The organism is Alcanivorax sp. REN37 (assembly GCF_041102775.1).
Classification (GTDB): domain Bacteria; phylum Pseudomonadota; class Gammaproteobacteria; order Pseudomonadales; family Alcanivoracaceae; genus Isoalcanivorax; species Isoalcanivorax beigongshangi.
This window is the reverse complement of record NZ_JBGCUO010000001.1, coordinates 874,587-900,290: the sequence shown is the minus strand read 5'-3', so window position 1 is coordinate 900,290 and position 25,704 is coordinate 874,587. Positions and strand designations below refer to the sequence as shown.

General features: G+C 64.1%; 25 protein-coding genes and 2 pseudogenes. 21 read left to right on the top strand and 6 right to left on the bottom strand.

Annotated features, from left to right (window positions below; genetic code table 11):
• Nucleotides 1–64: 64 nt before the first annotated feature.
• Nucleotides 65–418, top strand: a pseudogene (locus AB5I84_RS04035) (methyltransferase family protein); the annotation flags it as partial.
• Here AB5I84_RS04035 and AB5I84_RS13775 read toward each other — a convergent pair.
• On the bottom strand, nt 396–1,151 hold the full coding sequence (locus tag AB5I84_RS13775) for a hypothetical protein (RefSeq protein WP_439650186.1): 756 nt from the start codon (nt 1,149–1,151) through the stop codon (nt 396–398). The pseudogene AB5I84_RS04035 and the gene AB5I84_RS13775 sit on opposite strands and share 23 nt — an antisense overlap.
• Before the next feature lie 153 nt (nt 1,152–1,304).
• On the opposite strand from AB5I84_RS13775, the gene AB5I84_RS04030 reads away from it, so the two are divergent.
• The 11 genes from AB5I84_RS04030 to lnt all read left to right on the top strand — a co-directional run bounded on the left by AB5I84_RS04030 (nt 1,305) and on the right by lnt (nt 11,967).
• Nucleotides 1,305–2,372 (top strand): DUF2817 domain-containing protein, encoded by a 1,068-nt coding sequence (locus AB5I84_RS04030; RefSeq protein WP_369454571.1) that lies wholly within the window; start codon nt 1,305–1,307, stop codon nt 2,370–2,372.
• 35 nt (nt 2,373–2,407) lie between these two features.
• On the top strand, nt 2,408–2,881 hold the full coding sequence (locus tag AB5I84_RS04025) for a hypothetical protein (RefSeq protein WP_369454570.1): 474 nt from the start codon (nt 2,408–2,410) through the stop codon (nt 2,879–2,881).
• Between the two features lie 79 nt (nt 2,882–2,960).
• Nucleotides 2,961–3,614, top strand: coding sequence for a TorF family putative porin (locus AB5I84_RS04020; protein WP_369454569.1), 654 nt, complete (start codon nt 2,961–2,963; stop codon nt 3,612–3,614).
• A gap of 452 nt (nt 3,615–4,066) precedes the next feature.
• Complete coding sequence (gene cysP / locus AB5I84_RS04015; RefSeq protein ID WP_369454568.1) at nt 4,067–5,083, top strand: thiosulfate ABC transporter substrate-binding protein CysP; 1,017 nt, start codon at nt 4,067–4,069, stop codon at nt 5,081–5,083.
• Nucleotides 5,084–5,926, top strand: coding sequence for a sulfate ABC transporter permease subunit CysT (cysT, locus tag AB5I84_RS04010; protein WP_369454567.1), 843 nt, complete (start codon nt 5,084–5,086; stop codon nt 5,924–5,926). It abuts the gene before it with no gap.
• Between the two features lies 1 nt (nt 5,927).
• Nucleotides 5,928–6,779 (top strand): sulfate ABC transporter permease subunit CysW, encoded by an 852-nt coding sequence (gene cysW, locus AB5I84_RS04005; RefSeq protein WP_369454566.1) that lies wholly within the window; start codon nt 5,928–5,930, stop codon nt 6,777–6,779.
• Nucleotides 6,776–7,915: a sulfate/molybdate ABC transporter ATP-binding protein gene (locus AB5I84_RS04000; RefSeq protein WP_369454565.1), complete on the top strand. Its 1,140-nt coding sequence runs from the start codon at nt 6,776–6,778 to the stop codon at nt 7,913–7,915. The genes cysW and AB5I84_RS04000 overlap by 4 nt, the downstream gene beginning before the upstream one ends.
• 91 nt (nt 7,916–8,006) lie before the next feature.
• Complete coding sequence (locus AB5I84_RS03995) at nt 8,007–9,002, top strand: PhoH family protein (RefSeq protein ID WP_369454564.1); 996 nt, start codon at nt 8,007–8,009, stop codon at nt 9,000–9,002.
• On the top strand, nt 8,965–9,474 hold the full coding sequence (gene ybeY, locus AB5I84_RS03990; protein ID WP_439650185.1) for an rRNA maturation RNase YbeY: 510 nt from the start codon (nt 8,965–8,967) through the stop codon (nt 9,472–9,474). Before AB5I84_RS03995 ends, ybeY begins: the two co-directional genes overlap by 38 nt.
• A 51-nt stretch (nt 9,475–9,525) precedes the next feature.
• Nucleotides 9,526–10,383 carry a CorC family transporter gene (locus AB5I84_RS03985; RefSeq protein WP_369454563.1) on the top strand — a complete coding sequence of 286 codons (858 nt, stop codon included), beginning with the start codon at nt 9,526–9,528 and terminating at the stop codon, nt 10,381–10,383.
• Nucleotides 10,384–10,485: 102 nt separating this feature from the next.
• A complete protein-coding gene (lnt, locus tag AB5I84_RS03980) occupies nt 10,486–11,967 on the top strand; it encodes an apolipoprotein N-acyltransferase (RefSeq protein WP_369454562.1) in 1,482 nt (493 codons plus the stop codon).
• Nucleotides 11,968–12,003: 36 nt separating this feature from the next.
• On the opposite strand, the gene AB5I84_RS03975 is transcribed toward lnt, so the two are convergent.
• Nucleotides 12,004–12,606 carry a YdcF family protein gene (locus tag AB5I84_RS03975; protein WP_369454560.1) on the bottom strand — a complete coding sequence of 201 codons (603 nt, stop codon included), beginning with the start codon at nt 12,604–12,606 and terminating at the stop codon, nt 12,004–12,006.
• A 127-nt stretch (nt 12,607–12,733) separates the two neighbouring features.
• Between AB5I84_RS03975 and leuS the strand changes: the two genes are divergently transcribed.
• The 4 genes from leuS to AB5I84_RS03955 all read left to right on the top strand — a co-directional run bounded on the left by leuS (nt 12,734) and on the right by AB5I84_RS03955 (nt 17,679).
• Nucleotides 12,734–15,175: a leucine--tRNA ligase gene (gene leuS, locus AB5I84_RS03970; protein ID WP_369454558.1), complete on the top strand. Its 2,442-nt coding sequence runs from the start codon at nt 12,734–12,736 to the stop codon at nt 15,173–15,175.
• Nucleotides 15,172–15,729 (top strand): LPS-assembly lipoprotein LptE, encoded by a 558-nt coding sequence (locus AB5I84_RS03965; RefSeq protein WP_369454557.1) that lies wholly within the window; start codon nt 15,172–15,174, stop codon nt 15,727–15,729. The genes leuS and AB5I84_RS03965 overlap by 4 nt, the downstream gene beginning before the upstream one ends.
• Nucleotides 15,719–16,723 (top strand): DNA polymerase III subunit delta, encoded by a 1,005-nt coding sequence (gene holA, locus AB5I84_RS03960; protein WP_369454555.1) that lies wholly within the window; start codon nt 15,719–15,721, stop codon nt 16,721–16,723. The genes AB5I84_RS03965 and holA overlap by 11 nt, the downstream gene beginning before the upstream one ends.
• Nucleotides 16,724–16,818: 95 nt before the next feature.
• Entirely contained in the window at nt 16,819–17,679 is an 861-nt protein-coding gene (locus AB5I84_RS03955) for a class I SAM-dependent methyltransferase (protein WP_369454554.1), read from the top strand.
• 70 nt (nt 17,680–17,749) lie between these two features.
• On the opposite strand, the gene AB5I84_RS03950 is transcribed toward AB5I84_RS03955, so the two are convergent.
• Nucleotides 17,750–17,896 carry a hypothetical protein gene (locus tag AB5I84_RS03950; protein WP_369454553.1) on the bottom strand — a complete coding sequence of 49 codons (147 nt, stop codon included), beginning with the start codon at nt 17,894–17,896 and terminating at the stop codon, nt 17,750–17,752.
• A 135-nt stretch (nt 17,897–18,031) separates the two neighbouring features.
• Nucleotides 18,032–19,324: an alpha/beta fold hydrolase gene (locus tag AB5I84_RS03945; protein WP_369454552.1), complete on the bottom strand. Its 1,293-nt coding sequence runs from the start codon at nt 19,322–19,324 to the stop codon at nt 18,032–18,034.
• Between the two features lie 219 nt (nt 19,325–19,543).
• On the opposite strand from AB5I84_RS03945, the gene AB5I84_RS03940 reads away from it, so the two are divergent.
• The 5 genes from AB5I84_RS03940 to AB5I84_RS03920 all read left to right on the top strand — a co-directional run bounded on the left by AB5I84_RS03940 (nt 19,544) and on the right by AB5I84_RS03920 (nt 23,026).
• Nucleotides 19,544–20,812, top strand: a complete 1,269-nt coding sequence (locus tag AB5I84_RS03940; protein ID WP_369454551.1) for a glutamate-5-semialdehyde dehydrogenase — start codon at nt 19,544–19,546, stop codon at nt 20,810–20,812.
• The gene (gene nadD, locus AB5I84_RS03935) at nt 20,812–21,486 is read left to right on the top strand and encodes a nicotinate-nucleotide adenylyltransferase (RefSeq protein ID WP_369454550.1); all 675 of its coding nucleotides are present in this window, start codon (nt 20,812–20,814) and stop codon (nt 21,484–21,486) included. Before AB5I84_RS03940 ends, nadD begins: the two co-directional genes overlap by 1 nt.
• On the top strand, nt 21,479–21,841 hold the full coding sequence (gene rsfS / locus AB5I84_RS03930; protein ID WP_369454549.1) for a ribosome silencing factor: 363 nt from the start codon (nt 21,479–21,481) through the stop codon (nt 21,839–21,841). Before nadD ends, rsfS begins: the two co-directional genes overlap by 8 nt.
• A gap of 1 nt (nt 21,842) precedes the next feature.
• Entirely contained in the window at nt 21,843–22,313 is a 471-nt protein-coding gene (gene rlmH / locus AB5I84_RS03925; protein ID WP_369454548.1) for a 23S rRNA (pseudouridine(1915)-N(3))-methyltransferase RlmH, read from the top strand.
• A 98-nt stretch (nt 22,314–22,411) separates the two neighbouring features.
• Nucleotides 22,412–23,026, top strand: a complete 615-nt coding sequence (locus AB5I84_RS03920; RefSeq protein ID WP_369454547.1) for a glutathione S-transferase family protein — start codon at nt 22,412–22,414, stop codon at nt 23,024–23,026.
• 25 nt (nt 23,027–23,051) lie between these two features.
• Here the strand turns inward: AB5I84_RS03920 and AB5I84_RS03915 are convergent.
• Both AB5I84_RS03915 and AB5I84_RS03910 read right to left on the bottom strand, forming a co-directional pair.
• A pseudogene (locus tag AB5I84_RS03915) lies at nt 23,052–23,696 on the bottom strand (phosphatase PAP2 family protein); the annotation flags it as partial.
• A complete protein-coding gene (locus tag AB5I84_RS03910) occupies nt 23,693–25,693 on the bottom strand; it encodes an LTA synthase family protein (protein WP_369454546.1) in 2,001 nt (666 codons plus the stop codon). The gene AB5I84_RS03910 and the pseudogene AB5I84_RS03915, both read right to left, overlap by 4 nt.
• Nucleotides 25,694–25,704: the final 11 nt, after the last annotated feature.

Sequence of the window (25,704 nt, the reverse complement as noted above, 5' to 3'; positions counted from 1 at the left end):
TCGACCTTAACGTGCCGATCGCAGGCGCACAAACAGTTTTTCGGCCGACATTACAGGAGTTTTCATGTCTGCATTGAAACGCCCGGCAGTGGCATTCCCACCGCCGCTAGTACCGCTCTTGGGCATCATTCTCGGGGCTTTTCTGGACCGCGTGCTGCCCTGGCAGCTGCCGGCGTTACCGCGCCAAGGCGCAGCATTGGCGATGATCGCGGCACTGGTGGCGCTGTGGGCAGTGCTGACGCTGCGCCACCACCGCACCACCGTCTTGCCGCAGCGCGCGGCCACTACTTTGGTCATGGCCGGCCCGTTCCGATTCAGCCGCAACCCCATCTATCTGGCCTTCCTGTTGGTGCAGCTGGGCGCAGCGGCGGCGTGGGGCAGTGTCGGCATGCTGCTCACCCTGCCGATCGGCATGCTGATACTGCAGCGCTGGGTGATTGCCCCAGAAGAGCAGTTCCATGCCCAGCAGTTCGGTGACGCCTGGCACAGCTACCGGCAGCGGGTGCGGCGCTGGCTGTAGCCCCGGCGCGCACCTTCACCCACGCCAGTGGCGCCAACTGCACCTGCTGCAATTGGAACCGCGGCGACGCGAAGTGCCCCGGCACAAAGCGGCTGCTGCGCTCGGCGCGCGGCAGCCAACCCAGACGGCGGTAGAACTCAGCGACTAATTCACTGCAAAAAAACCCGGAATAATCCGGGCACAAGCGAAAACCGGTGCACAGATCCCGGGCCAAGGTACGCAAATAATTTTTGTAAGGTCGCTGGTGCACGCAGCGCAGTAACCGCAGCACCGCGCGCCGCTGGGCAGCGCTCAGCGGTGAGCCTTCGCGGCGGCGCACGGCAATCTCGCCGTCGTATTCATTCAGTTGGCGTGACAACGATACCAGCGCCACACCAGCCACCGGCTTGCCGATCAGCACATCCACCACCGGACTCATGGCGGTGGCTTCCAAGATCAGCGGCTCCGGCAGCCCCGGCTCGTTGATCACCAAGCCGACGTGACTCCAATAACTGCGGGTAAAGAATTGGATACTGCCACTGACCAGGCCGCGGCCGGCGAACAGCAGCAGGTCTCCGGTTTGAAGGGACTCCAGCACCCGCTGTCGGGGCAGGAGGTCAAGTTGCGGACGGGACGGCAGCAACTTCATCATGGTCACGGTTCTTTCATGCCAGTCATGCCCTCACCCTAGGCGCTGGCCGTGACGGAGATGTGACAATTGCCGCGCCGGCACACGTCACGCAACCGTCACCGCCAGTCGCTATGTTCGACGCTCCCGCAGTCACTGCATGGAGTGTCCCGCGGCATGGACGACGCCGACGCCCGCGCCTGGTACCAACAACATCTGCCTGAACATGCGTTGCTGCTGCGCGTGCTCGACGAGGGCGCGCGCTGGTTGCGGGTGCGTGAAGTGCTGCGACTGGAATGGGGCGCGATGCCGGTGCCGGTGTATGCACTGGAGCTGGGCAGCGACGCCCGCAATGCGCCGGTGCTGGGACTGTTTGGCGGTGTCCACGGCATCGAACGCATCGGCACCCAGGTGCTGTTGTCGTGGCTACACAGCACGGTGCAACGGTTGCAGTGGGACCACCACTGGCGCGAAGTACTGCAGCGGGTACGGGTGGTGGTGATGCCGATGGTGAATCCGCTCGGCATCGCGCTGCACCGACGCAGTACCCCGGAAGGCATCGACCTGATGCGCAACGCACCCATCGACGCCACCGAACCGGTGCCGTGGTTGGTGGGCGGCCATCGCATCGGCCCTTGGCTACCGTGGTACCGCGGCAAGGCCGGCGCGCCGATGGCCGCGGAAGCGCAGGCATTGGTGCACTGTGTGCGCCAGCGGGTGCAGTCTGGCCCGTTCTCGCTGACGCTGGACTGTCACAGCGGCTTTGGCCGCCGCGACCGGCTGTGGTTTCCTTATGCCCGCAGCCGCACCCCCTTGCACCATCTGGCCGAAATGCACGCGCTCAGTGAGCAGTACGAGCACACCTATCCGCATCACCACCCGTACCTGATCGAGCCGCAATCGGCCAGCTACACCACCCACGGCGATCTGTGGGATTACCTCTATGACGACCTTTGCCACCGCCATCCGGAGCGCATCATGCTGCCGCTGACGCTGGAGATGGGTTCGTGGCTCTGGGTCAGCAAGAACCCGCGCCAAATGTTGGACTACTTCGGCTACTTCAACCCAGTCATCAGCCACCGCCACCGGCGCGTGCTGCGCCAACACTTGCCGCTGATCGACTTCCTGCTGTCCGCCACCGCCCATTGGCAAAACTGGGTGCCGCTGCCAGACCAGCACCAGCGCCACCTGGAGCAGGGGCTGCGGCGCTGGTACCCGTACCACAGCGGCCCGCCGCTTGCATGAACCCGGCCTCCCCCTGACTGCCGAGGAGTTCCACCATGCGTTTATTGCCCACCGGCGCCGCCATGCTGACCGCTTGTTGCTGCACCGCAGCCGCCGCTGCCACCGCCACCCTGCACTTCACCAGCAGCCAACCGGCGCAACCGTTGGTGTGCGCGGGCGAGCGCTTTCGCACCACTGACAGCAGCCTGTCGGCCGCCCATTTGCAGGGCGAGGCGTGGCAAACACTGCAAGGACTGCTGCGCAAGACGTCGCAGGTCTCCACCGAGGTGCCTGCCGGCGCGCCGTTGACGGTGGCACTGGTGGCCAACCTACGCCAAGGCAGTGGTGTCGGTGCCAGCCGCGGGCGCTGCACTCCGACAGTGCAGTGGACGCCCATTGCTGGTGCGCACTACCACCTGCACCTGGAGGCCGCCGGCGCTGACTGCCAGTTGCACGTCACCTTCAGCGAGGCTGACGGTGCGCCGGAGCAGCCACAACCGGTGCAACCCCGGCCCTACCGCTGCCCGTAAGCTGGCTGGCACGGAAGCTGCTTTATCCCCCCTGCGCCGACCTGCGGCGCACCCATCCGCAACCCGCAGGGGGATCACCATGTCGTCACCCGCCTCTTTGAGCTCTGCCCGTGTTGTTGCTGGCGCACTTTGTGGCGCCAGCCTGATGATGACCTCGCCGGCTCACGCCGAGGTTTCCGCCAGCCTATCTATCGCCAGCCAGTACCTGTGGCGCGGCCAGAGCCTGAGCAGCAACGCTGCGCTATCCGGCGCCCTCGACTACGACCACCGCAGCGGCTTTTACCTCGGTGGCTGGACCACGTCGCTGGATGAATCGATCGAATACGACCTGTACGGCGGCTACCGCGGCCAGCAGGGCGACTGGCAGTACGACCTCGGCTACGTCGGCTACTTCTACCCGGACGCATCGCCGGACAACATGCAGGAGGCCTATCTGAAGCTCGGCTACGGCGGTTTCGGTGCCGAAGCTTACTTCGGGGTCGGCGATTACGGTTGGGGTGGCAATGCGGTGCGCAACCGCGACAACTATTTTCTGCTGCGCTATCAGTACCAGAAGTTTGGCGTGGCCGCCGGCTACTATGACCACTCCGCCGCCGACTACACCCATTTGGACGTGAGTTACGAGGCCTATCCGGGCCTGGTCTTCACCGCCTCGCAAATCGTGCAACAGGACGCACCGAAGCCGTGGGACAACGCGCTGCAGGTGATGGTGGCCTACACCTTCACGTTCTGAACCGCGCCGCCCCCGGTGCCCGGTCCAGCGTGGCACCGGGGGAGCGCGGACGCTGTGACCCGGCGGCGTTGGTGTTGATGCCGGAGCGCGGCGGTCTGTACGGCGCTTGCCACGTGCCCGATGATAGGTGCGCCGAGCCGGTCGGCCGGTCGGTGGCAAGCCGCCCCCAGCGCATCCCAGTGGCCGTTGCACCCAGCAGGCCCTGCGCCGGTGCAACCGCCGCACCGCGACGACCGAGCGCTTCACCTCCGCAGCAACGGCTTCCTGCTCATCGGCCGACCCATTGATTTCGGCGGCCAGATCGCCGCGGCCCACGGATTGCCGGGCTAGCATCCTGAGTGGATCGAGTGATCACCATATTCCGCAAAGGAATATAAAGATCACCATTCATTATTTTTGAAACCATGATGCCATTGCTAAGGTGCCCTGCCTGATATGAGGAGTAGGTCACCATGCTGCGTCGTCTATTTGTACTGATCCTGGCATCCGCCACCGCCCTCGGCAGCATGACCGCAACCTCTGCGGCGCGTGCCGATACCACTCTGCTGAACAGTTCCTACGACATTGCCCGCGAACTGTTCGCCACGCTCAACCCGCTGTTCGAAGCCGATTATCAGCGCGAACACGGTGTAGCGATCCACATCAACCAGTCCCACGGCGGTTCCTCGCGCCAAGCGCAGGCGATCATTCAGGGCCTGAAGGCAGACGTGGTGACCTTCAATCAGATCACCGACATCGACGTGCTGGCTCAGCGCGGTCTGGTGGCAGCAGACTGGGCGGAGCGCTTCCCGTCCGCCAGCTCGCCCTACTACAGCACCGCCGCCTTCCTGGTGCGCAAGGGCAACCCGAAGAACATCCGCAACTGGGACGACCTGGTGAAAGAGGGCGTCAAAGTGGTGTTCCCGAACCCGAAAACCTCTGGCAACGGTCGCTACACCTACCTCGGTGCTTGGCTGTTCGCCCACCAAGCGTTCGACGGTGATGAGCAGAAGATTCGCCAATTCGTGCGCAGTTTCCTGTCCAACGTGGCGGTGTTCGACACCGGCGGCCGTGGCGCCACCGTGACCTTCGCCGAGCGCGGCATCGGCGATGTGCTGATCAGCTTCGAGTCGGAAGTGTCTAACATCCGCAAGGAATACGGCGATGGCGACTACGAAGTGATCGTGCCGCCGGTGAGCATCCTGGCTGAATTCCCGGTGGCGGTGGTGGACAAAGTGGTCGACGCCCGCGGCACTCGCGAGCAAGCCCAGGCCTACTTGGAATTCCTCTACTCCGAACCGGCGCAGGAGATCCTGGCGCAGTTCAACTACCGGGTGCACAACCCGGCGGTGGTAGCCCGCACCCGTGCCCAGTTCCCCGAACTGCAGCTGCTGAAAGTGGACGAACTGCTGGGCAGCTGGGAATCGGTGCAAGAGGCTCACTTCGGTCGCAACGGTATCCTTGACCAGTTGCAGGCTCGGAGTCGCTGATTGTCCTCCGCGCTGTTTTTCCGCCGCCAGCCGGTATTGCCCGGCTTCACGCTCAGCTTCGGGCTGAGCGTGTTGTTTGTGAGCGCGGTGATCTTGGTACCCCTGACCGCGCTGCCGCTGTACCTGAGCGGCCTCGGCTGGGCGGAGTACTGGCAGCTGATCACTGATCCACGGGTGCTGGCGTCCTACCAGGTCACCTTGAAAGCGGCGGCGCTGGCCGCCGTGGCCAACGCCCTGATCGGCCTGCTGCTGGCATGGGTGCTGGTGCGTTACCGGTTCCCCGGTCGGCGCCTGATGGATGCGCTGGTGGACCTGCCATTTGCGCTGCCCACCGCCGTCGCCGGTATCACCCTCACCACGCTGTTCGCCAGTAACGGTTGGCTTGGCCAGTGGTTCCACCGTTTCGATATCCAGATCACCTACGCGGTGCCGGGACTGGTGCTGGCGATGGCGTTCACCAGTCTGCCGTTTGTGGTGCGCGCATTGCAGCCAGTACTGGAAGACTTGAGCGTGGATTACGAAGACGCCGCTCGCACCCTCGGTGCCAACCGCGCCAAAAGTTTCCTGTACGTGGTGTTGCCGCATTTGCGCCCGGCGCTGATCACCGGCACCGCGCTGGCGTTCATCCGCAGCCTTGGCGAGTTCGGCGCAGTGATCTTCATTGCCGGCAACATCCCGTTCGAAACCGAAGTCACCTCGTTGATGATTTTCGTGCGGCTGCAGGAATACGACTATGAAGCAGCCGCTGCGGTGGCCTCGGTGGTGCTGGCCACCTCACTGCTGCTGCTGATTGCGGTGCAACGCTTGCAGCACCATTACCTGAAACGCCTGCAGGGGAACTGAAATGGCCCAACCTCCCCGCAATCCCCTCGCCTGGCTGCTGATCGCGCTGGCGATGACGTTGGTGGTGCTATTGCTGGTGCTGCCGCTGGTGCTGATTTTTTCCAAGGCCTTCGGCGCCGGCCTTGATGTGCTACTGGCCAACCTGGTCGACAGCGACATGCAGTCCGCCATTCGCCTGACGCTGTGGGTGGCCGCTATCACGGTGCCGGTGAACCTGGTGTTCGGCGTCGCGCTGGCCTGGTGTGTGACGCGCTATGATTTCCGTGGCCGCAGCCTGCTGCTGACCGTGATCGACCTGCCGTTTGCCATGTCACCGGTGGTGGCCGGGCTGTGCTATCTGGTGACCTACGGCATCACTAGCCCGCTCGGCCAGTGGCTGTCGGCACACGACATCCAAGTAATGTTCAGCCCGATTGGCATCACGCTGGTGACCATTTTCGTAACCTGCCCCTACGTGGCGCGCATTTTGATTCCGCTGATGGAAAGCCAAGGCAGCGATGAGGAACAGGCGGCACTGACCCTCGGCGCCGGCGGCTGGCAGGCGTTCTGGCATGTGACGCTACCGAATATCAAATGGGCGCTGCTGTACGGCGTGGTGATCACCAACGCCCGCGCAGTCGGCGAATTTGGCGCGGTGTCGGTGGTGTCCGGTGCGGTCCGTGGTCAGACCCTGACGCTGCCGCTGCACGTGGAACTGCTGCACATGGATTACAACACCGTCGGCGCCTTCACCGCCGCGGGCCTGCTGGCCTGCATGGCACTGCTGACGCTGGTGATCAAGACCTTGATGGAGTGGCACCAACAGCGCAGCCAGCGGCTGGCGGCGGCGTCCTCCGACGGAGACACAGCATGAGTATCGAGCTCAGTCATCTGGACAAGCACTTCGGTGCCTTCCACGCGCTGCAAGACATCGCGCTGACCATTCCGAGCGGTTCGCTGACCGGCCTGCTGGGGCCGTCCGGCTCCGGCAAGACCACGCTGCTCCGCATCATCGCCGGCCTTGAGCAAGCGGACAGCGGTGCGGTGCTGTTCAACGGGCAGGACGTGACGCGGCTGCCGGTGCAGCGCCGCCGCATCGGCTTCGTGTTCCAGCAGTACGCGCTGTTTCGCCACATGACGGTGGCCGACAACGTGGCGTTCGGCCTGCGCATGCTGCCGTGGCGCGAGCGCCCCAGCCGCGCCGCCCGCCGCGAGCGGGTGCAGGAATTGCTGCGCATGGTGCAGCTGGAGCACCTCGGCGAACGCTACCCGGCACAGCTTTCTGGCGGCCAACGTCAGCGCATCGCCCTCGCCCGTGCGTTGGCGGTGAAGCCGGATGTGCTGCTGCTCGACGAGCCGTTCGGGGCGCTGGATGCCAAAGTGCGCAAGGAGCTGCGCCGCAGCCTGCGCGACCTGCACGAAAAAATGGGCATCACCACGGTGTTTGTCACCCACGACCAAGAAGAAGCGATGGAGCTGTCTGATCAGGTGGTGGTGATGAGCCAGGGCCGCATCGAGCAAGTCGGCACCCCGGCGGCATTGCAGGCCCACCCGGCCAGCCGCTTCGTGCTCGACTTCCTTGGCGACCGCAATGTGCTGGAAGGCGACGTGGATGGCTGTCGCTGGCACAGCGGCCCAGCCTGGATGCGCCTGGCCGCCGGCCTGCCCAGCGGCCGCCACCGCCTGTACCTGCCCAGCCATGGTGCCAGCTTGGCCACCCGCGCCTCTGCCAACGCCTCGTTGCCTGTGCGGGTCCTCGGCATCAACGAGCAGGGCCCGGCGATCCGCGTGGAGCTCGCCGCCGAGGGCTGGAGCAGTGACGCGCTGGAGGTGGCGTTGCCGCACCAGCACGACCTTGGCGACCAGTTGCTGCGTGGCACATTGCTGTACCTGATGCCCGGCCCGATGCAATCGGTGGATGCCCAAGACCGCCTCGGCCCGGCCGTCAGCCTGGCCGGCCCGGACGGGCCGAAGCTGGAAGCAAGCGGCCACTCACACCGGCGGGCCTGAGCGCGCCGGCCGGCCAGGACTTTATGGCCACCGGCGTTTCGGTATATGCTGCGCCCAATTGCTATCGCCGTCGGGGTCTTCAGACAGCATCTTGGACACACACACCGCTTCACACACGCTCGAACTTGAGCCCTACGACGCCCGCCGCTTGGCCAACCTGTGCGGCCGGCTCGATGAGAATATCCAGCACATCTCCCGCCGTCTGGGCATCGATATCGCCAACCGTGGCAATGCCTTCACGCTGTCCGGGGACGATGCCGCCGTGCAGGCGGGCGCCGATGTCCTCAACCAGTTGTACCGCGAAGCCGGTGACGGCCAAGACATCACCCCGGAGCTGGTCCACCTGCACCTGCAGGGCGCTGGCGCCAGCGCGCCGGAAGCGCGCCGCCATGACTTCGAGCACCCGTCGGAAAACCCGGAAATCCGTACCCGCCGCGCCCGCGTGCGTCCGCGCGGCGAGCACCAAAAGCAGTACATTCACAGCATCCGCCGCCACGACATCAACTTCGGCATTGGCCCGGCCGGTACCGGCAAGACTTGGTTGGCGGTGGCCTGTGCGGTGGAAGCCATGGAGCGCGGCGAAGTGCAGCGCATCATTCTGGTGCGCCCGGCGGTAGAAGCCGGCGAAAAACTCGGTTTCCTGCCCGGCGATCTGGCGGAAAAGATCGACCCCTACCTGCGCCCGCTGTACGACGCGCTGTACGAGATGCTCGGCTTCGAGCAGGTCGAAAAGCTGATGGAACGGGAAGTCATCGAAGTGGCGCCGCTGGCCTACATGCGCGGCCGCACCTTGAACAACAGTTTCATCATTCTCGACGAGAGCCAGAACACCACCCAGGAACAGATGAAGATGTTCCTGACCCGCATGGGCTTCGGCTCACGGGTGGTGATCACCGGCGACATGACCCAGGTGGACCTGCCGCGCCATATCGGCTCCGGGCTGGTCCATGCCATCACCGTGCTGGCGGAGGTGCCGGACATCGGCATCACCCGTTTCGACAGCCAGGACGTGGTTCGCCACCCCTTGGTACAGCGTATTGTGGAAGCCTATGACCGCCATGAACGCGCTGCCGACACCCCGCACTGACCTGCAACTCGGCGACCAACTGCCGGCACTGCCCGCCTTCCTCACCCGCGACCAGGTGGCGCAGTGGGCCGATCTGGCGGCCCGTGCCGCCGGCGGTGGCGCCGGTGAATTGGTGGTGCGGCTGGTCAGCCGGGCCGAAAGCCAAGAACTGAACCGCGATTACCGCGGCAAAGACGCGCCCACCAATGTGCTGTCATTCCCGTTCGAAATGCCCGACGGCATCGAGCTGGACGACGACGAGTTGATTCTCGGTGATCTCGCCATCTGCGCCGAAGTAGTGGCTGAAGAGGCCCGCACCCAATGCAAACCGGAGCAGGCGCACTGGGCACACATGGTGATCCACGGCGTGCTGCATCTGCTCGGCTATGACCACATTGAAGAACAAGATGCCGCCCTCATGGAGGCACTGGAAACCGAGCTGCTCAACGCGCTCGGCCATGACGATCCTTACCTGCTGCCTGAGCAGCCCTGATCGTCGCTGATTTCATTTTCTGACTGTTGTTGACGTTGTGGAGTACTACCCATGTCGGACGATCTTTCCGAATCGACCAGCCCGGGCCGAAGTTGGCTCGACCGGATTACGCAATTCTTTTCCGGCGAGCCCACCACCCGTGAAGACCTGCAACAATTGCTGCATTCGCTCAGCGAGCGCGGCGTACTGGACAGCGAAACGCTGACCATCATTGACGGCGCCATGCAGGTGTCCGCCATGCAAGTGCGCGACATCATGGTGCCGCGCGCGCAGATGATCACCATCAAGGCCAGCGCCCAGCCGCGCGAATTCCTGCCGCTGATCATCGAATGCGCCCATTCCCGTTTCCCGGTGGTCGGCGACGACCCGGATGAGATCATCGGCGTGCTGCTGGCCAAAGACCTGCTGCCGTTGGTGCTGGACCCGACCCGCGCCGAGCGCTTCCAGATCAAGGACCACATCCGCCCGGCCTTTATCATTCCCGAGTCCAAGCGCCTGGATGCGTTGCTGCGCGATTTTCGCGCCAACCACAACCACATGGCGATCGTCGTCAACGAGTACGGCGGCGTGGCGGGCTTGGCCACCATTGAAGATGTGCTGGAAGAAATCGTTGGTGATATCGAGGACGAAACCGATATTGAAGACGACGATTACCTGATCCGCGAAATGGACCACGGTGTGTGCGTGGTCAAGGCGTTGATCCCAATCGAAGAATTCAACGAACACTTCCGCAGCCACTTCAGCGACGAGGAGTTCGATACCCTCGCCGGCCTGCTGCTGCAACAGTTCGGCCACCTGCCCCGCCGCGGTGAGCAGGTGGAATGGAACGGTTTCCGCTTCACCGTGGTGAGCGCCGACGCGCGCACCATCCGCCTGGTGGAAGTGGCGCCGCTGCCGGCCGCTTCCTGATCGCGGCCGCCGGCGCGCCGATGGTGTGCGCCGGCGGCATTCTTTATCATCCCGGGTCCGGTGCCGCCACTGCGGCCGTCCGCTGCCGACAGGAGTAGCTGCGTGTCCCTGTACCGTCCCCAACGCCCGCTGATGGCCGTGCTAGCGCTGCTTGGCGGCCTGCTTTACCCGCTTGCTTTCGCCCCCTACGACTTCTGGCCGCTGGTGCTGCTGAGCATCGCGCTGGCGTGGTGGACGCTGGGTGCCACCGCCAAACAGGCGTTCTGGCGCGGCTGGCTGTACGGCCTCGGTCTGTTCGGTTTCGGCGTGTCCTGGCTGCATGTGAGCATGCACGACTACGGCGACACTCCGCTGTGGCTGGCGGTGCCGATGACGGCGCTGTTCGCGGCGTTCTTGGCGCTGTTCCCGGCGCTGCTGGCCGCGCTGACAGTGAAATTCAGCCGTGGACGCCCCTCGCCACTGCTGTTTGCCGGTGGCTGGTTGCTGCTGGATGTGTTGCGCGGCGCCCTGCTGACAGGCTTCCCTTGGCTGTACGCCGGTTATGCGCTGATCGACACGCCGCTGGTGGCCGCCGCCCCACTCGGCGGCGTCTGGCTGATGACGCTGATTGCGGTACTGGCCGGGCTGACGCTGGCACTCGCGTGGCAGCGGCGGCCCAGCGCCTTCGTGACCGGCGCGCTGCTGCTGCTCGGCGGTGCCACGCCGTTGCTGCCGCTGGAGCGCTTCATCGAACCCGCGGCCGATGCACCGACTAAAGTGGCGCTGGTGCAGGGCAACATTCCCCAGGACCTGCGCTGGCTGGCGACCATGCGCGACGCCACCCGTGACATCTATGCCGGCCTCACCGCCGAGATCGGCAGCGATACGCTGGTAGTGTGGCCAGAAGCGGCGCTGACCGAGTTCTACGACACCGCGCGCGAGTTCCTCGCCGAGCAAAGTGCGCTGCTGGCGGCGCGCGACTCAGCGTTGATCTCCGGCCTGCCCACCCGCGATTGGCAGGGCGACGGCTGGCGCTACTACAACAGCATTCTGGTAGTGGAAGGCGGCGAAGGCATTTACGACAAACAAAAGCTGGTGCCGTTCGGCGAATACGTGCCGCTGGAATCCTTGCTACGCGGCTTGATTCCGTTCTTCGACCTGCCGATGTCCAGCTTCACTCCTGGCCCGGCCAAGCAAGACAACCTGCTGGCGCAGTACATGGTGGTGTCGCCGTTCATCTGCTACGAGATCGTTTACCCAGAATTGGTGGCGCGTCAGGCCGCCGACAGCAACGTGATGGTGACCATCTCCAACGATGCCTGGTTCGGCCACTCTGCCGGCCCGCACCAGCATTTCCAGATGGCGCGGCTGCGGGCAGCGGAAACCGGTCGCTATCTGCTGCGCGCCACCAATAACGGCATCACCGCCATCATTGATGAGCGTGGCGTGGTGCAGGGCCAATTGCCGCAATTCGAGCGCGCGGTGCTGGAGGGCAGCTTCATGCCGTTCTCCGGCAGCACCCCGTTCGTGCGCTGGGGCGGCGCCCCGGTGTGGTGGTTGGCCGCCTTGCTATGCGGCGTGGGGCTCTTGGCACGGCGGCGCTGAGCCAGCCGCCGTGTTGGGCACCGGAACCGATGGCGATCACAAATAGCGCAAGCGGTAGAACACCAGCGCCATCCATTCGTAGTAAATGTCCGGCAGCAGCGCCAGCGCTCCTACCGAAGGCATCCACGCTGGGCCAAGGCTGTCATCGGCGCTGATCACTTCCACCCGCAGTCCCTGGGCGCGAAATGACAGCGCCGCCCGCGCTTGGTGAGCACGACTGGTGACCAACAGGATGCTGTCGATGCCACGCAAGCGCAGCTCTTGCGCGCCATAGCGGGCATTTTCCCAGGTATTGCGGCTGCGCTGCTCCAGCCAGGCCTGCTGCTGCGGCCAACGCCGCTCCAGCAGAGTGCCCATCAACGCACTTTCGGTGGGCCCCAGGCGCCGCTTGCGGCCGCCGCACAGCAACATTGGCAGCGCCGCTTGAGCGGCACGCTCGGCCCCCACCGCCAGCCGCCGCAGCCCGGCCGGCGGCAAGCGCCAATGGCCGCCCCATCGGGTACGCCCAGCGCCCAGTACCACCACCGCCTGCGGCACCACATCACGCTGCCTGCGCGGTGCCGGTGGCAGCAGCCCCAGCACCACCGCCGGCAGCGTGCCGACCGCGGTAAGCACCAACACCCATGCCATGACCGTCATAGCCGGCCACCGCTGTCTGCCTGCAGTTGGCTCATGTATCCTATGCCCTCTTTCTTCTTATCACCCTGGACGGCGTCCCCGGCCACTGCCGGCCGCGCCGTTCACGCATCTGGAACACGTGGCACCGATGGAAACACAGTATCGTCCCGAGCAAATCGAAGCGGAAGCCCAAGCCTACTGGGCACAGCACAACACCTTCAAAGTGTGTGAAGACCCGTCGCGGGAAAAGTTCTACTGCCTGAGCATGTTCCCCTACCCCAGCGGTCGGCTGCACATGGGGCACGTGCGCAACTACACCATCGGCGACGTGATCAGCCGCTACCAGCGCATGCTGGGCAAGAACGTGCTGCAACCGATGGGTTGGGACGCCTTCGGCCTGCCGGCGGAAAACGCCGCCATCCAACGCGGTGTGGCTCCTGCCGCCTGGACCTACGACAACGTTGCCTACATGAAAGGCGAGTTGCAGCGGCTCGGTTTCGGCTATGACTGGAGCCGCGAAATTACCACCTGTGACCCCGAGTACTACCGCTGGGAGCAGTGGTTTTTCACCAAGCTTTACGAGCAAGGCTTGGTCTACCGCAAGATGTCCACCGTTAACTGGGACCCGGTAGACCAGACTGTGCTGGCCAACGAGCAGGTGATCAACGGCCGTGGCTGGCGCTCCGATGCGCTGGTGGAACAGAAAGAAATCCCGCAGTGGTTCATCCGCATCACCGACTACGCTGAAGAACTGCTGAACGACCTCGACCAGTTGGACGACTGGCCGGACCAAGTGAAAGCAATGCAGCGCAACTGGATCGGCCGTTCCGAAGGCGTCGAGCTGTGCTTCGATGTCGACGGCACCCCGCTGCGCGTCTACACCACCCGCCCGGACACCCTGTTCGGTGTCAGCTATGTGGCAGTGGCCGCCGCGCATCCGCTGGCCCAGCAAGCCGCCACCGATAACCCGGCGCTGGCCGCCTTCATCGAGCAGTGCAGCCACACCAAAACCGCCGAAGCGGATCTTGCCACCATGGCCAAGCTCGGCGTCGACACCGGCCTGCGCGCGCGCCACCCTCTCACCGGCGAATCAGTGCCGGTGTGGGCCGCCAACTTCGTGCTGATGAACTACGGCACCGGCGCCGTGATGGCGGTTCCGGCCCACGATGAGCGCGATTGGGAATTTGCCCAGCAGTACGGGCTGCCGATCAAGCAAGTGATCGCCCCGGCCGACGGCAGCGCGGTGGATCTCACCCGCGGCGCTATGACCGACAAGGGCGTGCTGGTGAATTCCGGTGATTTCACCGGCCTCACTTCCGACGCCGCCTTCGATGCCATCGCCGCGCGCTTGGTGGAACAGGGCTTGGGCGAGAAAAAGATCAACTACCGCCTGCGCGACTGGGGTGTATCACGCCAGCGTTACTGGGGTGCTCCGATCCCGATGCTGACGCTGGAAAACGGCGACATCGTACCGGCTCCGGCCGACCAGTTGCCGGTGGTGTTGCCGGAAGATGTGGTCATGGATGGCGTGCGCAGCCCGATCAAGGCCGATCCGGAGTGGGCACGCACCGAATTCAACGGCCAGCCCGCCCTGCGCGAAACCGACACCTTCGATACTTTCATGGAATCGAGCTGGTACTACGCGCGCTTCTGCTCGGCCGATGCCAGCACCATGGTCGACCCTGCCGCCGCCAACTACTGGCTGCCGGTGGATCAGTACATCGGCGGCATCGAGCACGCCATCCTGCACCTGCTCTACTCGCGCTTCTTCCACAAGCTGCTGCGCGACACCGGTCTGGTGGATTCCGACGAGCCGTTCAAGCGCCTGCTGTGCCAGGGCATGGTGCTCAAAGACGGCGTCAAAATGTCCAAATCAAAGGGCAACACGGTCGACCCGCAATCGCTGATCGACCAGTACGGTGCCGACACCGTGCGCCTGTTCACCATGTTTGCCGCACCGCCGGAACAATCGCTGGAATGGAGCGACGCCGGCGTTGAAGGCGCCAACCGTTTCATCAAGCGCCTGTGGCGTCTGGTCACCGAAAACCTTGCGCCCACGGTAGCGCTGGACCCGGCTGCTCTGGATGACGCTGCCCGCGCACTGCGCCGCAAGACCCATGAAACGCTGGCCAAGGTCAGCGATGATTTCGGCCGACGTCAGACCTTCAACACCGCCATTGCCGCGGTGATGGAACTGATCAACGAGGTGGCGCGCTTCCAACCCCAGTCCGCCCAAGACCACGCGGTGGTGCGGGAAGCACTGGAGAACACGGTGCTAATGCTGGCGCCGATCGTGCCGCACCTGTGCCACGTGCTGTGGCAGGCGCTGGGCCACACCGATGCGGTGGTCGATCAGGCGTGGCCGCAACACGACGACAGCGCCTTGGTGAAAGACACCATCGAGCTGGTGGTGCAAGTGAACGGCAAAGTGCGCGCGCGCATTGATGCGCCTGCCAGTGCTGACCAGGCCACGCTGGAGCAGTTGGCCCGCGCCGCGCCGAACGTGCAGCGTTTTCTTGAGGATGTAGTGGTGCGCAAAGTGATAGTGGTGCCCGGCAAGCTGGTGAACATTGTGGTATCTGCCGCATGAGCCGGCGCGGCGCGGTGTGGCTGGTGGCTCTGTTGGGGCTGGTGCTGACGCTGAGCGCCTGCGGCTTCCGGCCGCGTGGCGCGCCGCAGTACGAGCATCTGTCGGCGCTGCAGCTGCGCGGTGCCAGCCTTAATCTGGAGCACTTGGTGCGGCGCGCATTGGAAACCAGCGGTGTGGCGGTGCATGACGCCGCGCCGTTGGCGCTCACCATCAGCGACGAAAACACCCAGCGCCGCACCGTGGCGGTGGACCGCTACGGCCGCGCGGCGGAGATGGAGCTGCGTTACAGCTTTACCTGGCAATTGCTCGATGCCGACAGCCGCCAGCCGCTGAATGAACGCCGCAACATCGCGCTGATCCGCAACTTCATCTACGACGCCGACAACGCCACCGCTGCCAGTGACGAGGAATCCTCCACCCGCGATTCGCTGTACGAGGACGCCACCTGGCAACTGCTGCGCCAGCTCGACGCCACCGTCGGCCGGCTGCGCGCCGCGCAACCGGACAACTGGTCGCTGGACGGCGAGACCCGCGCCGACCGCCATGCAAATTAAGCCGGAAGCGCTGTCTCGGCAGCTGGCCCAGAACGGCCTGCTGCCAGCCTACCTGGTGAGCGGCGATGAGCCATTCCAACAGCAGGAATGCACCGACCTGCTGCGCCGCACCGCGCGCGATAAAGGCTTCGATGAGCGGCACTTATTTTCCGCCGACAGCGGCATCGACTGGCCCGCCCTCTATGCCGAAGCGCAGAGCCTGAGTTTGTTCGGCGGCGCCCGCATCCTCGAAGTCAGACTCGGCGAAAAGCGCCCCGACAAAAGCGCCAGCGAGATGCTGGTGCAGCTGTTGGAAGCGCCCCCCCCCGATACCCTGCTGGTGATTAGCTGCTCCAAACTCGACCGCCGCCGCGATCACGGCAGCCGCTGGGTGAAGGCGTTGGACCAGGTCGGCGCCATGATCGAAGTATGGCCGGTGGCCGCCGGCCAACTGCCCGGCTGGATTGAAGCGCGGCTGCGCCGCCTCGGCCTTGCCGCCAGCGGCGACGCGCTGGCGCTGCTGGTGGAGCGCAGCGAAGGCAACCTGCTGGCAGCCGCTCAGGAAGTGGACAAGTTGGCGCTGCTGTTCCCCGGCGCCACCTTGACGCCGGAACAGGTGGAAGCGGCCGTCGGCCACAGCAGCCGTTTCAGTCCGTTCGACCTTGGCGACGCGCTCGGCGGCGGTGACCTGCCGCGCGCGCTGCGCATCCTCGACACCTTGCACGCTGAAGGAGTGGAGTCACCGGTAGTGCTCTGGGCCTTGACCCGCGAAGTACGGCAACTGGCGCAGATCATTGGCGGTGAAGACCCCGGTCGACTGCCGCCGCAGCGTCTGCGCCAATTGCAACAGCAAGCGCGCCGGCTCGGCCCGGCTGGGGTGCAGCAGGCGGTGGCGCTGGCCGCCCGTGCCGATCAGGCGCTCAAAGGCATGGCGGACGGCGATCCTTGGCAGCACCTCACCAGTTTGGTGCTGCGGCTTGGCGGGCAGCCGCTGCCGGCGGTGTTGGAACTGTAAATCGCTCTGGCGCCCCCCGCGCCGGACCGCATGGTCGGCCCGCTGCGGCGACGGCACTGCTAAGCTGCCGGTTCTTTCGTTGCTCCGGACCGGACATGTTCAAGCGAGACGCCACCGACACTTCCTCGATTTCCTTCACTGCGCTCTACACCGGCCATGTGTGGGAGAAAAATGGCCTCTCAGCGCCTGCGTTCCATACCCGCACCGGCGCGCTGCTGTACCACGCGTTGGCCCCGTTCGAAGCGGTCGGCGGGCGACTGGTAGGCGGCAACATCCGCACCTTCCTACTGCAACGGCACCATCTGATTGACCACTTGCTGGAGCAGGCCATCAGCGACGGCGTCACCCAAGTGATCGAAATCGCCTGTGGTCTGTCACCGCGCGGTTACCGGTTTCGGCAGCGCTATCCACAGCTGCATTACATCGAAGCTGACCTGCCGGACATGGCCGACCGCAAGCAGGCCCTGCTGGCGCGCTTGGGTGCACTGGGGCCCCGCCACCAAGCGCTGCCGCTGAACATTTTCCACGAGCAGGGCGCAGACTCACTGGAACAGGTGCTGGCCGACCACTTTGACCGCAGCCGACCGCTGCTGGTGATCACCGAAGGGCTGGTGAATTATTTTCCGCTCACTGCCATGGATCCGTTCTGGCGCCGACTGGCCCGCGCCATGCAAGGTTTTCCGTTCGCGCGCTATTTAACCGACAACTATCCTTTGCTGGATGACCATCCGTTTCACCGCACCATGCAGACCCTGCGCGGTTTGCTCGGCGCGGTGTCGCGCAGTTCAGTGAGTTTCCATTTCGGCAGCGATGCCGAGGCGGGCCATCACGTGCAGGCACAAGGCTTCGACCACGTGACAGTGCACAACCCGGAGCACTTCTACCAAACGCTGCCGATCCCGGTAGTGCGCGGCACGCCGTTCGTACGCGTCATCGAAGCGCGCACCGGCGCATAAAAAAACGCGGCGCCTCCGTGAAGAGGCGCCGCGTTCCCGGCTCCGTGCAATCCCCCGACTGGTCTGGAGCTCAGGACGGTTCCTGGTCCTGGGTCGCTTTCAGCGGCCCGGTGACCAGCGCAACACCGATGCCCACCGGGATCAGCAGCATGCCGACAGCAATCAACAGTGACAGGAAACCGCTGCCGGTGGTGAACAGTTCGCCAAACACTTCCATGGTTGCTCTCCTGCAATAAACGTCAGGAGTCCATGGCACCACAGTGGCAGATCGGAACCTTGCACCAGATCAAGATCCACCGGTTACAGACTCGGCAACCGGGGTGAATCTTGATCTGGCTCAGGAAAACGGCGGTCAGCCGTAGAGGGTATGCACCTTGACGGCGCTGGGACCGGGGGACAAGAACAGCGCCGGGTCTTTCAGCAACGCGGCAAACCGTTCGGCAGCAGCGATATTGCCGTGCTTGAACAAACAACGCAGCAAACCACTTTCATCGTAGTCGAACACCAGCAATTCCAGTTCCAGCTCCGGCGATGCCAGATGCAGGGTGCAGTCACGGGCGTGATCAGCGATCGGGAAACCCGGCGTGTCGAGCTTGATCAAGCAACCGAAAAAGTTGATGTCGACCACCTTCACCGCCCGCTCGAAACCGAGCCGGTCGCTGACTCGCGACGCACAAGTGACCCGGCCACGGGTGTTGCACGGCACCAGCCGTTCACCACGGCGCCGCTCCAGGTGGCCAAGTTTGTGCTTCGGATACAGCGTCAGCCCAGCCAACGGCTCCAGCGGATCACCGCGCAGGAACGCCGAAAATAGCGCCAATGATTCGTCGCGCTTTTCCAGCTGCGGCAAGTGGTCGGCCCCCTTGATCAAGGCAAAGCGGGCATTCGGGCAGCGCGCGGCGAACGCAGCGTTCTCCCACGGCAGCGTAAAGCTGTCGAACTCGCCGGTGGTGACCAGCGTTTCACACTGCGGATAACCGAGCAGACCTTCCACCGACAACAGCCGCCGGCCGTTAATCTTGTAGCGCTCACGCTCGTTGTCGCTGAGCATTTTCATTTGCCGGTAGAACAGGCGCCGCGCGGTGGGCGTGATGCCGGTTTCCGCCAGCCGTTCGTAGTTCACCAAATACAGCACCACCGCCTGGGAGAACTCATCCATGCGGCCTTCGTCGAGCACCCGCACGGACTCTTCTACCAGCATCCGCCAGCTCTTACGCGGCCGCACCACAATGCCGGCCACGATCAGCTTGTCCATCAGCGCGGGGTATTTGTAGGCAAAGGTGCTGGCAATCGCAGAGCCCAGCGACAGCCCCATCACATGCACTTTTTCGACGCCGGTGAACACCACGAACTCGTGCAGCAGATCGGCTAAGTCTTCCATGCCCAGTTCCGGCGACAACTGGTCGTTGTTGCCCAGCGACGGCAGGTCCACCAGCACCACCGGAAAATCGTTGTAGATGGCCTCGACCGAATACTTGTAGGACGTGAAATTCTGGAACGCGCCGCCGATCACCAGCAGCGGTGGTTTGTGTGCATTCTCCGGGGATGAGAACGCCAGGTAATCAATGCGCCACTGCCCCACCCAAAACGCGTGCGGCACGGCTTTGATCGCCCCCCGGTCGTAAGACTGGAACGAAAATCCCATGAAACGGCCTCCAAGGCTGGCCTGTTGTTCTTGTTGTGAGGGCGATGTCGTGGCACTGGCCATCGCATGCCCTTCGATAGGTCTGGTTTCCTGATAGTGCGTGCTCGCTCAGTCTTTCGACTGAGCACGAGGCATTCTGTGGTATTTGCGGGAGCGCGTAAACGGTCCAGCGAGGCTATAATGTTAATCTTTCATTGAATCGGATTGGCCCTGACCACCATGACCCATCTTGATTACATGCGCCGCCTCGGCACCCAAGCCCGTGATGCTTCACGCGCCATGGCCCGTGCCAGTACCGCCGCCAAGAACACTGCGCTGCAGGAAATCGGCAATGCCTTGGTCCGCCATCGCGACAGCATCCTGTCCGCCAACGCCGCTGACATGGCCGCCGGCCGTGCCAACGGCCTCGACGACGCGATGCTCGACCGGCTCGAACTGACCCCGGAACGCTTCGATGACATGCTCACCGGGTTGGAGCAAGTGGCTGCCCTCACCGATCCGATCGGCGAAATCACTGGCCTGCGCTACCTGCCGTCCGGCATCCAAGTGGGCCAGATGCGGGTACCGTTGGGCGTGGTCGGCATCATCTACGAATCGCGCCCCAACGTGACCATCGATGCCGCCGCGCTGTGCCTGAAGTCCGGCAACGCCGCCATCCTGCGTGGTGGCTCGGAAGCACTGCAGGCCAACCAAGCCATCGCCGCCTGCATCCGTGAGGGCCTCGCCGCTGCCGGGCTGCCGGAGCACGCGGTACAGGTGATCGACACCACCGATCGCGCCATGGTCGACGCCTTGATCCAGCACCCGGAATACGTCGATGTGATCGTGCCGCGCGGCGGCAAGGGACTGATCGAACGCATTAGCAACAATGCGCGGGTACCGGTGATCAAGCACTTGGATGGCAACTGCCACCTGTACATCGATGACGACGCCGATTTCGACAAGGCGCTGCCGGTGACGCTGAACGCCAAAACCCACCGTTACGGCACCTGCAACACCACCGAAACGCTGCTGGTGAGCCGCGCGGTGGCGGACACCATGCTGCCGCCGATTGCCGCCGCGCTGGCAGAAAAAGGCGTGGCGTTGCGCGGCTGCCCGGCCACGTTGGCGCTGCTGGCGGGCCGCATCAGCGCGCTCACCGCCGCCACCGAAGAGGACTGGCACGAAGAATATCTAGCGCCGATTCTGGCGGTGAAGATTGTCGACGGGCTGGACGCGGCCATCGAGCACATCAACCGCTACAGCTCCGGCCACACCGAATCGATCATCACCGAGAACTACACCCGTTCGCGGCGCTTCCTCACTGAGGTCGATTCCAGTTCGGTGATGGTCAACGCCTCCACCCGCTTTGCCGACGGCTTCGAGTACGGCTTGGGTGCCGAAATCGGCATCTCCACCGATAAGTTCCACGCCCGTGGCCCGGTGGGCTTGAACGGCCTGACCAGCAACAAATGGGTGGTGCTGGGCGACGGCCACGTGCGCAGCTAATGACCTCCTCGGCCCCGCTGGCGCTGTACGGCGGCACCTTCGACCCGGTGCATGCCGCCCATGTGGCGGCGGCGCGGGCGGTGGCCGCAGCGCTAGGCGGGCCGGTGCATCTATTACCCAACGCCGTTCCACCACACCGACCACAGCCGTACGCCAGCCCGGCGCAGCGGCTGGCAATGCTGCAGCTGGCCGCCGCCGACGCACCGGAATTGAAAGTTGATGACTGGGAGCTGCGTCAGCCGGGGCCGTCTTACACACTGGCTACGCTGGAACATTTCCGTCAGCACATCGGCCCCGAGCGGCCACTGGTGTGGGTAGTCGGCGCCGACAGCTTCGCCTCGCTGCACCACTGGCACCGGTGGCAGCACTATCCAGCGCTGTGCCACTTGGCAGTGCTACCACGCCCCGGCGCGGCAGCCGCAGACCCAGCGGTGGCAGCGGCTTTCACGTCGGCCGACGCCGCAGCGCTGCGCGGGCAGCCGGCCGGGTTGCGATTAATGCTCACCGCGCCTTGCCTGGAACACTCCTCCACCGCCATCCGTACCGCGCTGGCGGCGGGCCAACGCCACCCCGGACTCGATGCCGGCGTGGCGGACTTCATTTACCGTGAAGGTCTGTATAATGCGCGGCACCTGCCGACACTAGACCGCAATTCCCAGGACTCGCATGACTGATACCCGCTCTCTGTACGACATCGCTCTGGCCGCACTGGAAGACCTCAAGGCCAAGAACCTCACCCACCTGGACGTGCGCGGCATCACCAGCATTGCCGACCATATGATCATCGCCACCGGCACTTCTTCCCGGCACGTTAAGGCCTTGGCCGACAACGTGGTGGAAGAAGTGAAGAAAGCCGGCCATCTGCCGGTAGGCGTGGAAGGCATGACCAGTTCCGAATGGGTGCTGGTGGACTTGGGCGATGTGATCGTCCACGTGATGCAGCCGGCCACCCGCGAGTTCTACGACCTGGAACGCCTGTGGCGCAACCCGGACCACCACCCGGACCGCGCCAAAGACCAGGACGCCTGATTTGCGCGTACGCCTGCTGGCGTTGGGCACGCGCATGCCGGACTGGGTTGAAGCCGGCGTCAGCGAGTACCAGCGCCGCCTGACCCAAGACATTCGCCTCGATATCGAGGAACTGCCGCTGCCCAAACGTGGCCCCGGCAGCGACACCCGTTCGTTGGTGCGCCAGGAAGCGGCAGCATTGGAAAAACGCCTCGCCAAATACCCTGGCTGCCGGACTGTGGCGTTGGAAGTCACCGGCCGCCGCCTCACCACCCACCAACTGTCCAATGAACTGGGTCGCCTGCGCGATCAGGGCCAGGATCTTAACGTGCTGGTGGGCGGTCCTGACGGCCTATGCTCAGAGCTGTCGGCACGGTTTCCGCAGTGGTCGCTGTCCGACCTCACGCTGCCACACCCGCTGGTGCGCATCCTACTGGCTGAACAGGTCTACCGCGCCTGGTCGCTGCTAGTGGGGCATCCCTACCACCGCTAAACAACAAGCCAAGATTGTAAAAGCCTGCCGCCGCGCCTTGCTGTGGTCATCACGGTTGCCGACAGTGGCTGCTCTACTGTTGCTGTTGGAGCCTTGCCATGACCACCCTGTACTTCGCTACCGGCGCCTGCTCACTGGCACCCCACATTGTGCTGGAATGGATCGGCGCCCCGTACACAGCGGTCAAAGTCCAATTCGGCTCGCCGGAATTGCTGGCGGTGAACCCGGCCGGCAGCGTACCGGTGCTGCGCGAAGACGACGGCTGGCTGCTCACCCAGGCCGGCGCCATCCTCGATTACCTCGCCCGCAAACACCCGGAAGCGGCCCTAGATGCCGGTGACGACCTACGCCAACAGGCTGAACAGCAGCGTTGGTCAGCGTTTCTGACCAGTGACCTGCACGCCTCGTTCTGGCCAGTGTTCGGCCCCCAGCGCTATACCACCGACAGCAGCGACGCCGCACAGCAAGCGGTGTGCGCAGCCGGACTGGAATTGGTGCGCAACCGCTTGGCACGGCTGGAACAGCACCTGCAAGGGCGCGAATGGATGCTCGATCGCCGCTCCGTCATTGATGCCTACGCGTTCCCGATGATCCGCTGGGCGATCCAGATGCTGCCGGAGAAGATTGAGCCGTTTCCGGCAATCCAAGCTCTGCACGACCGGCTCGCCGCTGACCCGGCAGTGCAGCGGGTCTTGGCACACGAGCAACGCTGACCCGCGGCCACAGCAATAGCCGGTATAGCAGCAACGCCAAGCTCCAATCGATCCAGAGCGTCCACAGGTTGTGGGATAAAAAGTGGGCTCCTTGCACCATGCGCCCCCAGGACAATAACGCGCCAAGTGCCAGCGCCGCCCCGAGCACCCTCCGGGCGGTGCGCGGCCAGCGGTCCCACAGTGCGAAATAACCCGCCAGCCAAACGAAGCCAGTGGAGGCATGCCCGCCCGGCCAGCAGCGGCCGGGCCGGGCACCCTGCGGCAGTAGTGACCAGAGCGGGCGGAACAACTCGGCACCGCCATAACGCTGTAAATCCGCCGGGCAATGGAATCCGGTCGCCGCTTTCAGCAACGGCACCAGCGCACTGGCCAGCGCCGCTGCCAACAGCAGGTAACCGAGCCGCCAACGCCACAACCGATCGCCACCCGGTCGCAGCAACCACAGCCACAGGCCAAGCAACGCCGCAAACAACACCAGCACTGCATACTTGACCCAGCGGTGCAGCACCGTCTCCAGCCACCAACTGTCACGGCCCGGAAACCCCCAACGTTGGTAGAGCAGATCCGCCCCCCACAGATCCGCCCCACTCGCCTCCCACAGCAGCAAGACCGCCAATAACAGCAGCGAGGCCAACACCCAACGCTGCGGAAACGCTCCAGCGCGCCTCATCGGTGATGCGCCCCCCAATAGGTACTGCCGGCATCAGTGGACGCCGGCAGCGGACCGGCGGCCAGCACACCGCTCCAACTCAGCAGCCGATGGCGATAGGCGTAACTGGCACCTTGGTAGAAAGCGATATTGCGACGCATCAGCTCGTCTTCCAGCGACGCCGGTTGCTCGCGCACCAACCCCAGCGCATCACGGTGTTCGCGCAGACTGTGGCGCGGGCTGAGGATCATCAGCCGATCACCGTCGAACAATCCCAAGTGCTGATAATTGCCGATCAGAACCCGCCGCCCTTCAGCATCAGGCCGCAGCATGTCGCGGCCAAAGAACGTCGACACGTAGGAACGATCGAGCACGCCCAATAGCGTCGGTGCCACGTCGATCTGGCTCATCAGTCGTGCTTCTTCCCGGGGCGCCACCCAGGCCGGCGCATACACCAACATCGGGATGTGGTACTGCGCCACCGGCAGGTCCTGCTTGCCAGCACTGCCGGCGGTGTGGTCGGCGACGAACACGAACAGGGTGTCATGGAACCACGGCTTTTCGCGTGCCCGCTCAAGGAACTCGCCAATGGCGTAATCGGTGTACTTCACCGCACCGTTGCGGTTACTGCCGGAGGGGATGTCGATGCGTCCATCCGGATAGGTGTAGGGCCGATGGTTAGAGGTTGTCATCAGCTGCATGAAGAACGGCTGGCCTGCGGCATACAGCCGATCGGCACGCTCCTCGGCCAAACGATACAAGTCCTCATCGGCCATGCCCCAAGCGTTGGTGAAGCTCAGCGCGCTGTCCGGCACGCTGCTTTGATCAACGATTTGGTAGCCATTGCCACTGAAAAACGCGTTCATGTTGTCGAAGTAACCGCGCCCGCCATAGAGAAACGCAGAGTCGTAGCCAAACCGATTGAACTGCTCGCCCAAACTGGCAAAACCGGTTTCGCGACCGATACGTTTGACGATCGAACGTCCCGGCGTCGGCGGCACCGACAGCGTCAACGCTTCCAATCCCCGATCAGTACGGGTGCCGGTGGCATATAAGTGGGTAAACACCAGCGACTGATCCCACAGTGCATCCAGATTGGGCGTCAATCCGTCGGTATTGCCGAAGCGGCCAAGGTAACGCGCAGAAAAACTTTCCAGCGTCACCAGCATCACGTTGAGCGGTTTGGGCGGGCCGGAGGCCTGTACCCTACGCCGCAGATCGAGCAGTTCGTCAGTGACGAAATGACTGTTCGACTCCGCCACCTCTTCGCGCAACAAGCGATCCACATCTTCCAGCGGCAAGGTGGCATACAAACTGTTGTAATCCAGCTCGTTGTTGCGGAACGCAGCGAAAAATTGGTAAGGCCCGTTCGCGGCCAGCTCAATCTGGTAGCTATTACCGCCTTGCCCACGCGGCCACTGCTGGTCAAGTCCGAAACCAGCCAGCAACGCCAACAAACTGCAGCCGGCCCACAGCGTCATCCGCGGCCGCCAACCGGCGTCGACCCGTCGTGTCCAGCGGTCAAGCCGTCCCCCCCACCATTGAGTAGCCACCATCGCCACCACCGCAATCAGTGCCAGCAACGGGTACACCGGGTAGGACTCAAGAATGTTGTCCACCACCTCGCGCGAATAAACCAAGTAATCGACCGCGATAAAATTGAAGCGAACGCTGAACTCGTCCCAGAACAACCACTCAGCAAAAGCGACAAACAGCATTAGCGCCAAGCTGGTGGCCAGCACCCACTTCAACACCGCAACGTGCCAACGCCGGCGCCATAGGGCGGCAGGACAAAGCAGCACCCAGCTCGCCAACGGCCACAGCGCCATCGCCAAGAAACCAAAATCGTAAAGCGCGCCCACCCACCACAGGTGCCACACCGCCGACAACGACAACTCAGCGTCTGCACCGCTACGCAGCAGCAATGCCAGTCGTGTGAGCCAGAAAAGACTTAACCAGCACAGAGAGATCAGGTACAAGTAGCGCAGCCGGGCGGACTGCAATGCGGACACAGGCATGGACGTTGCTC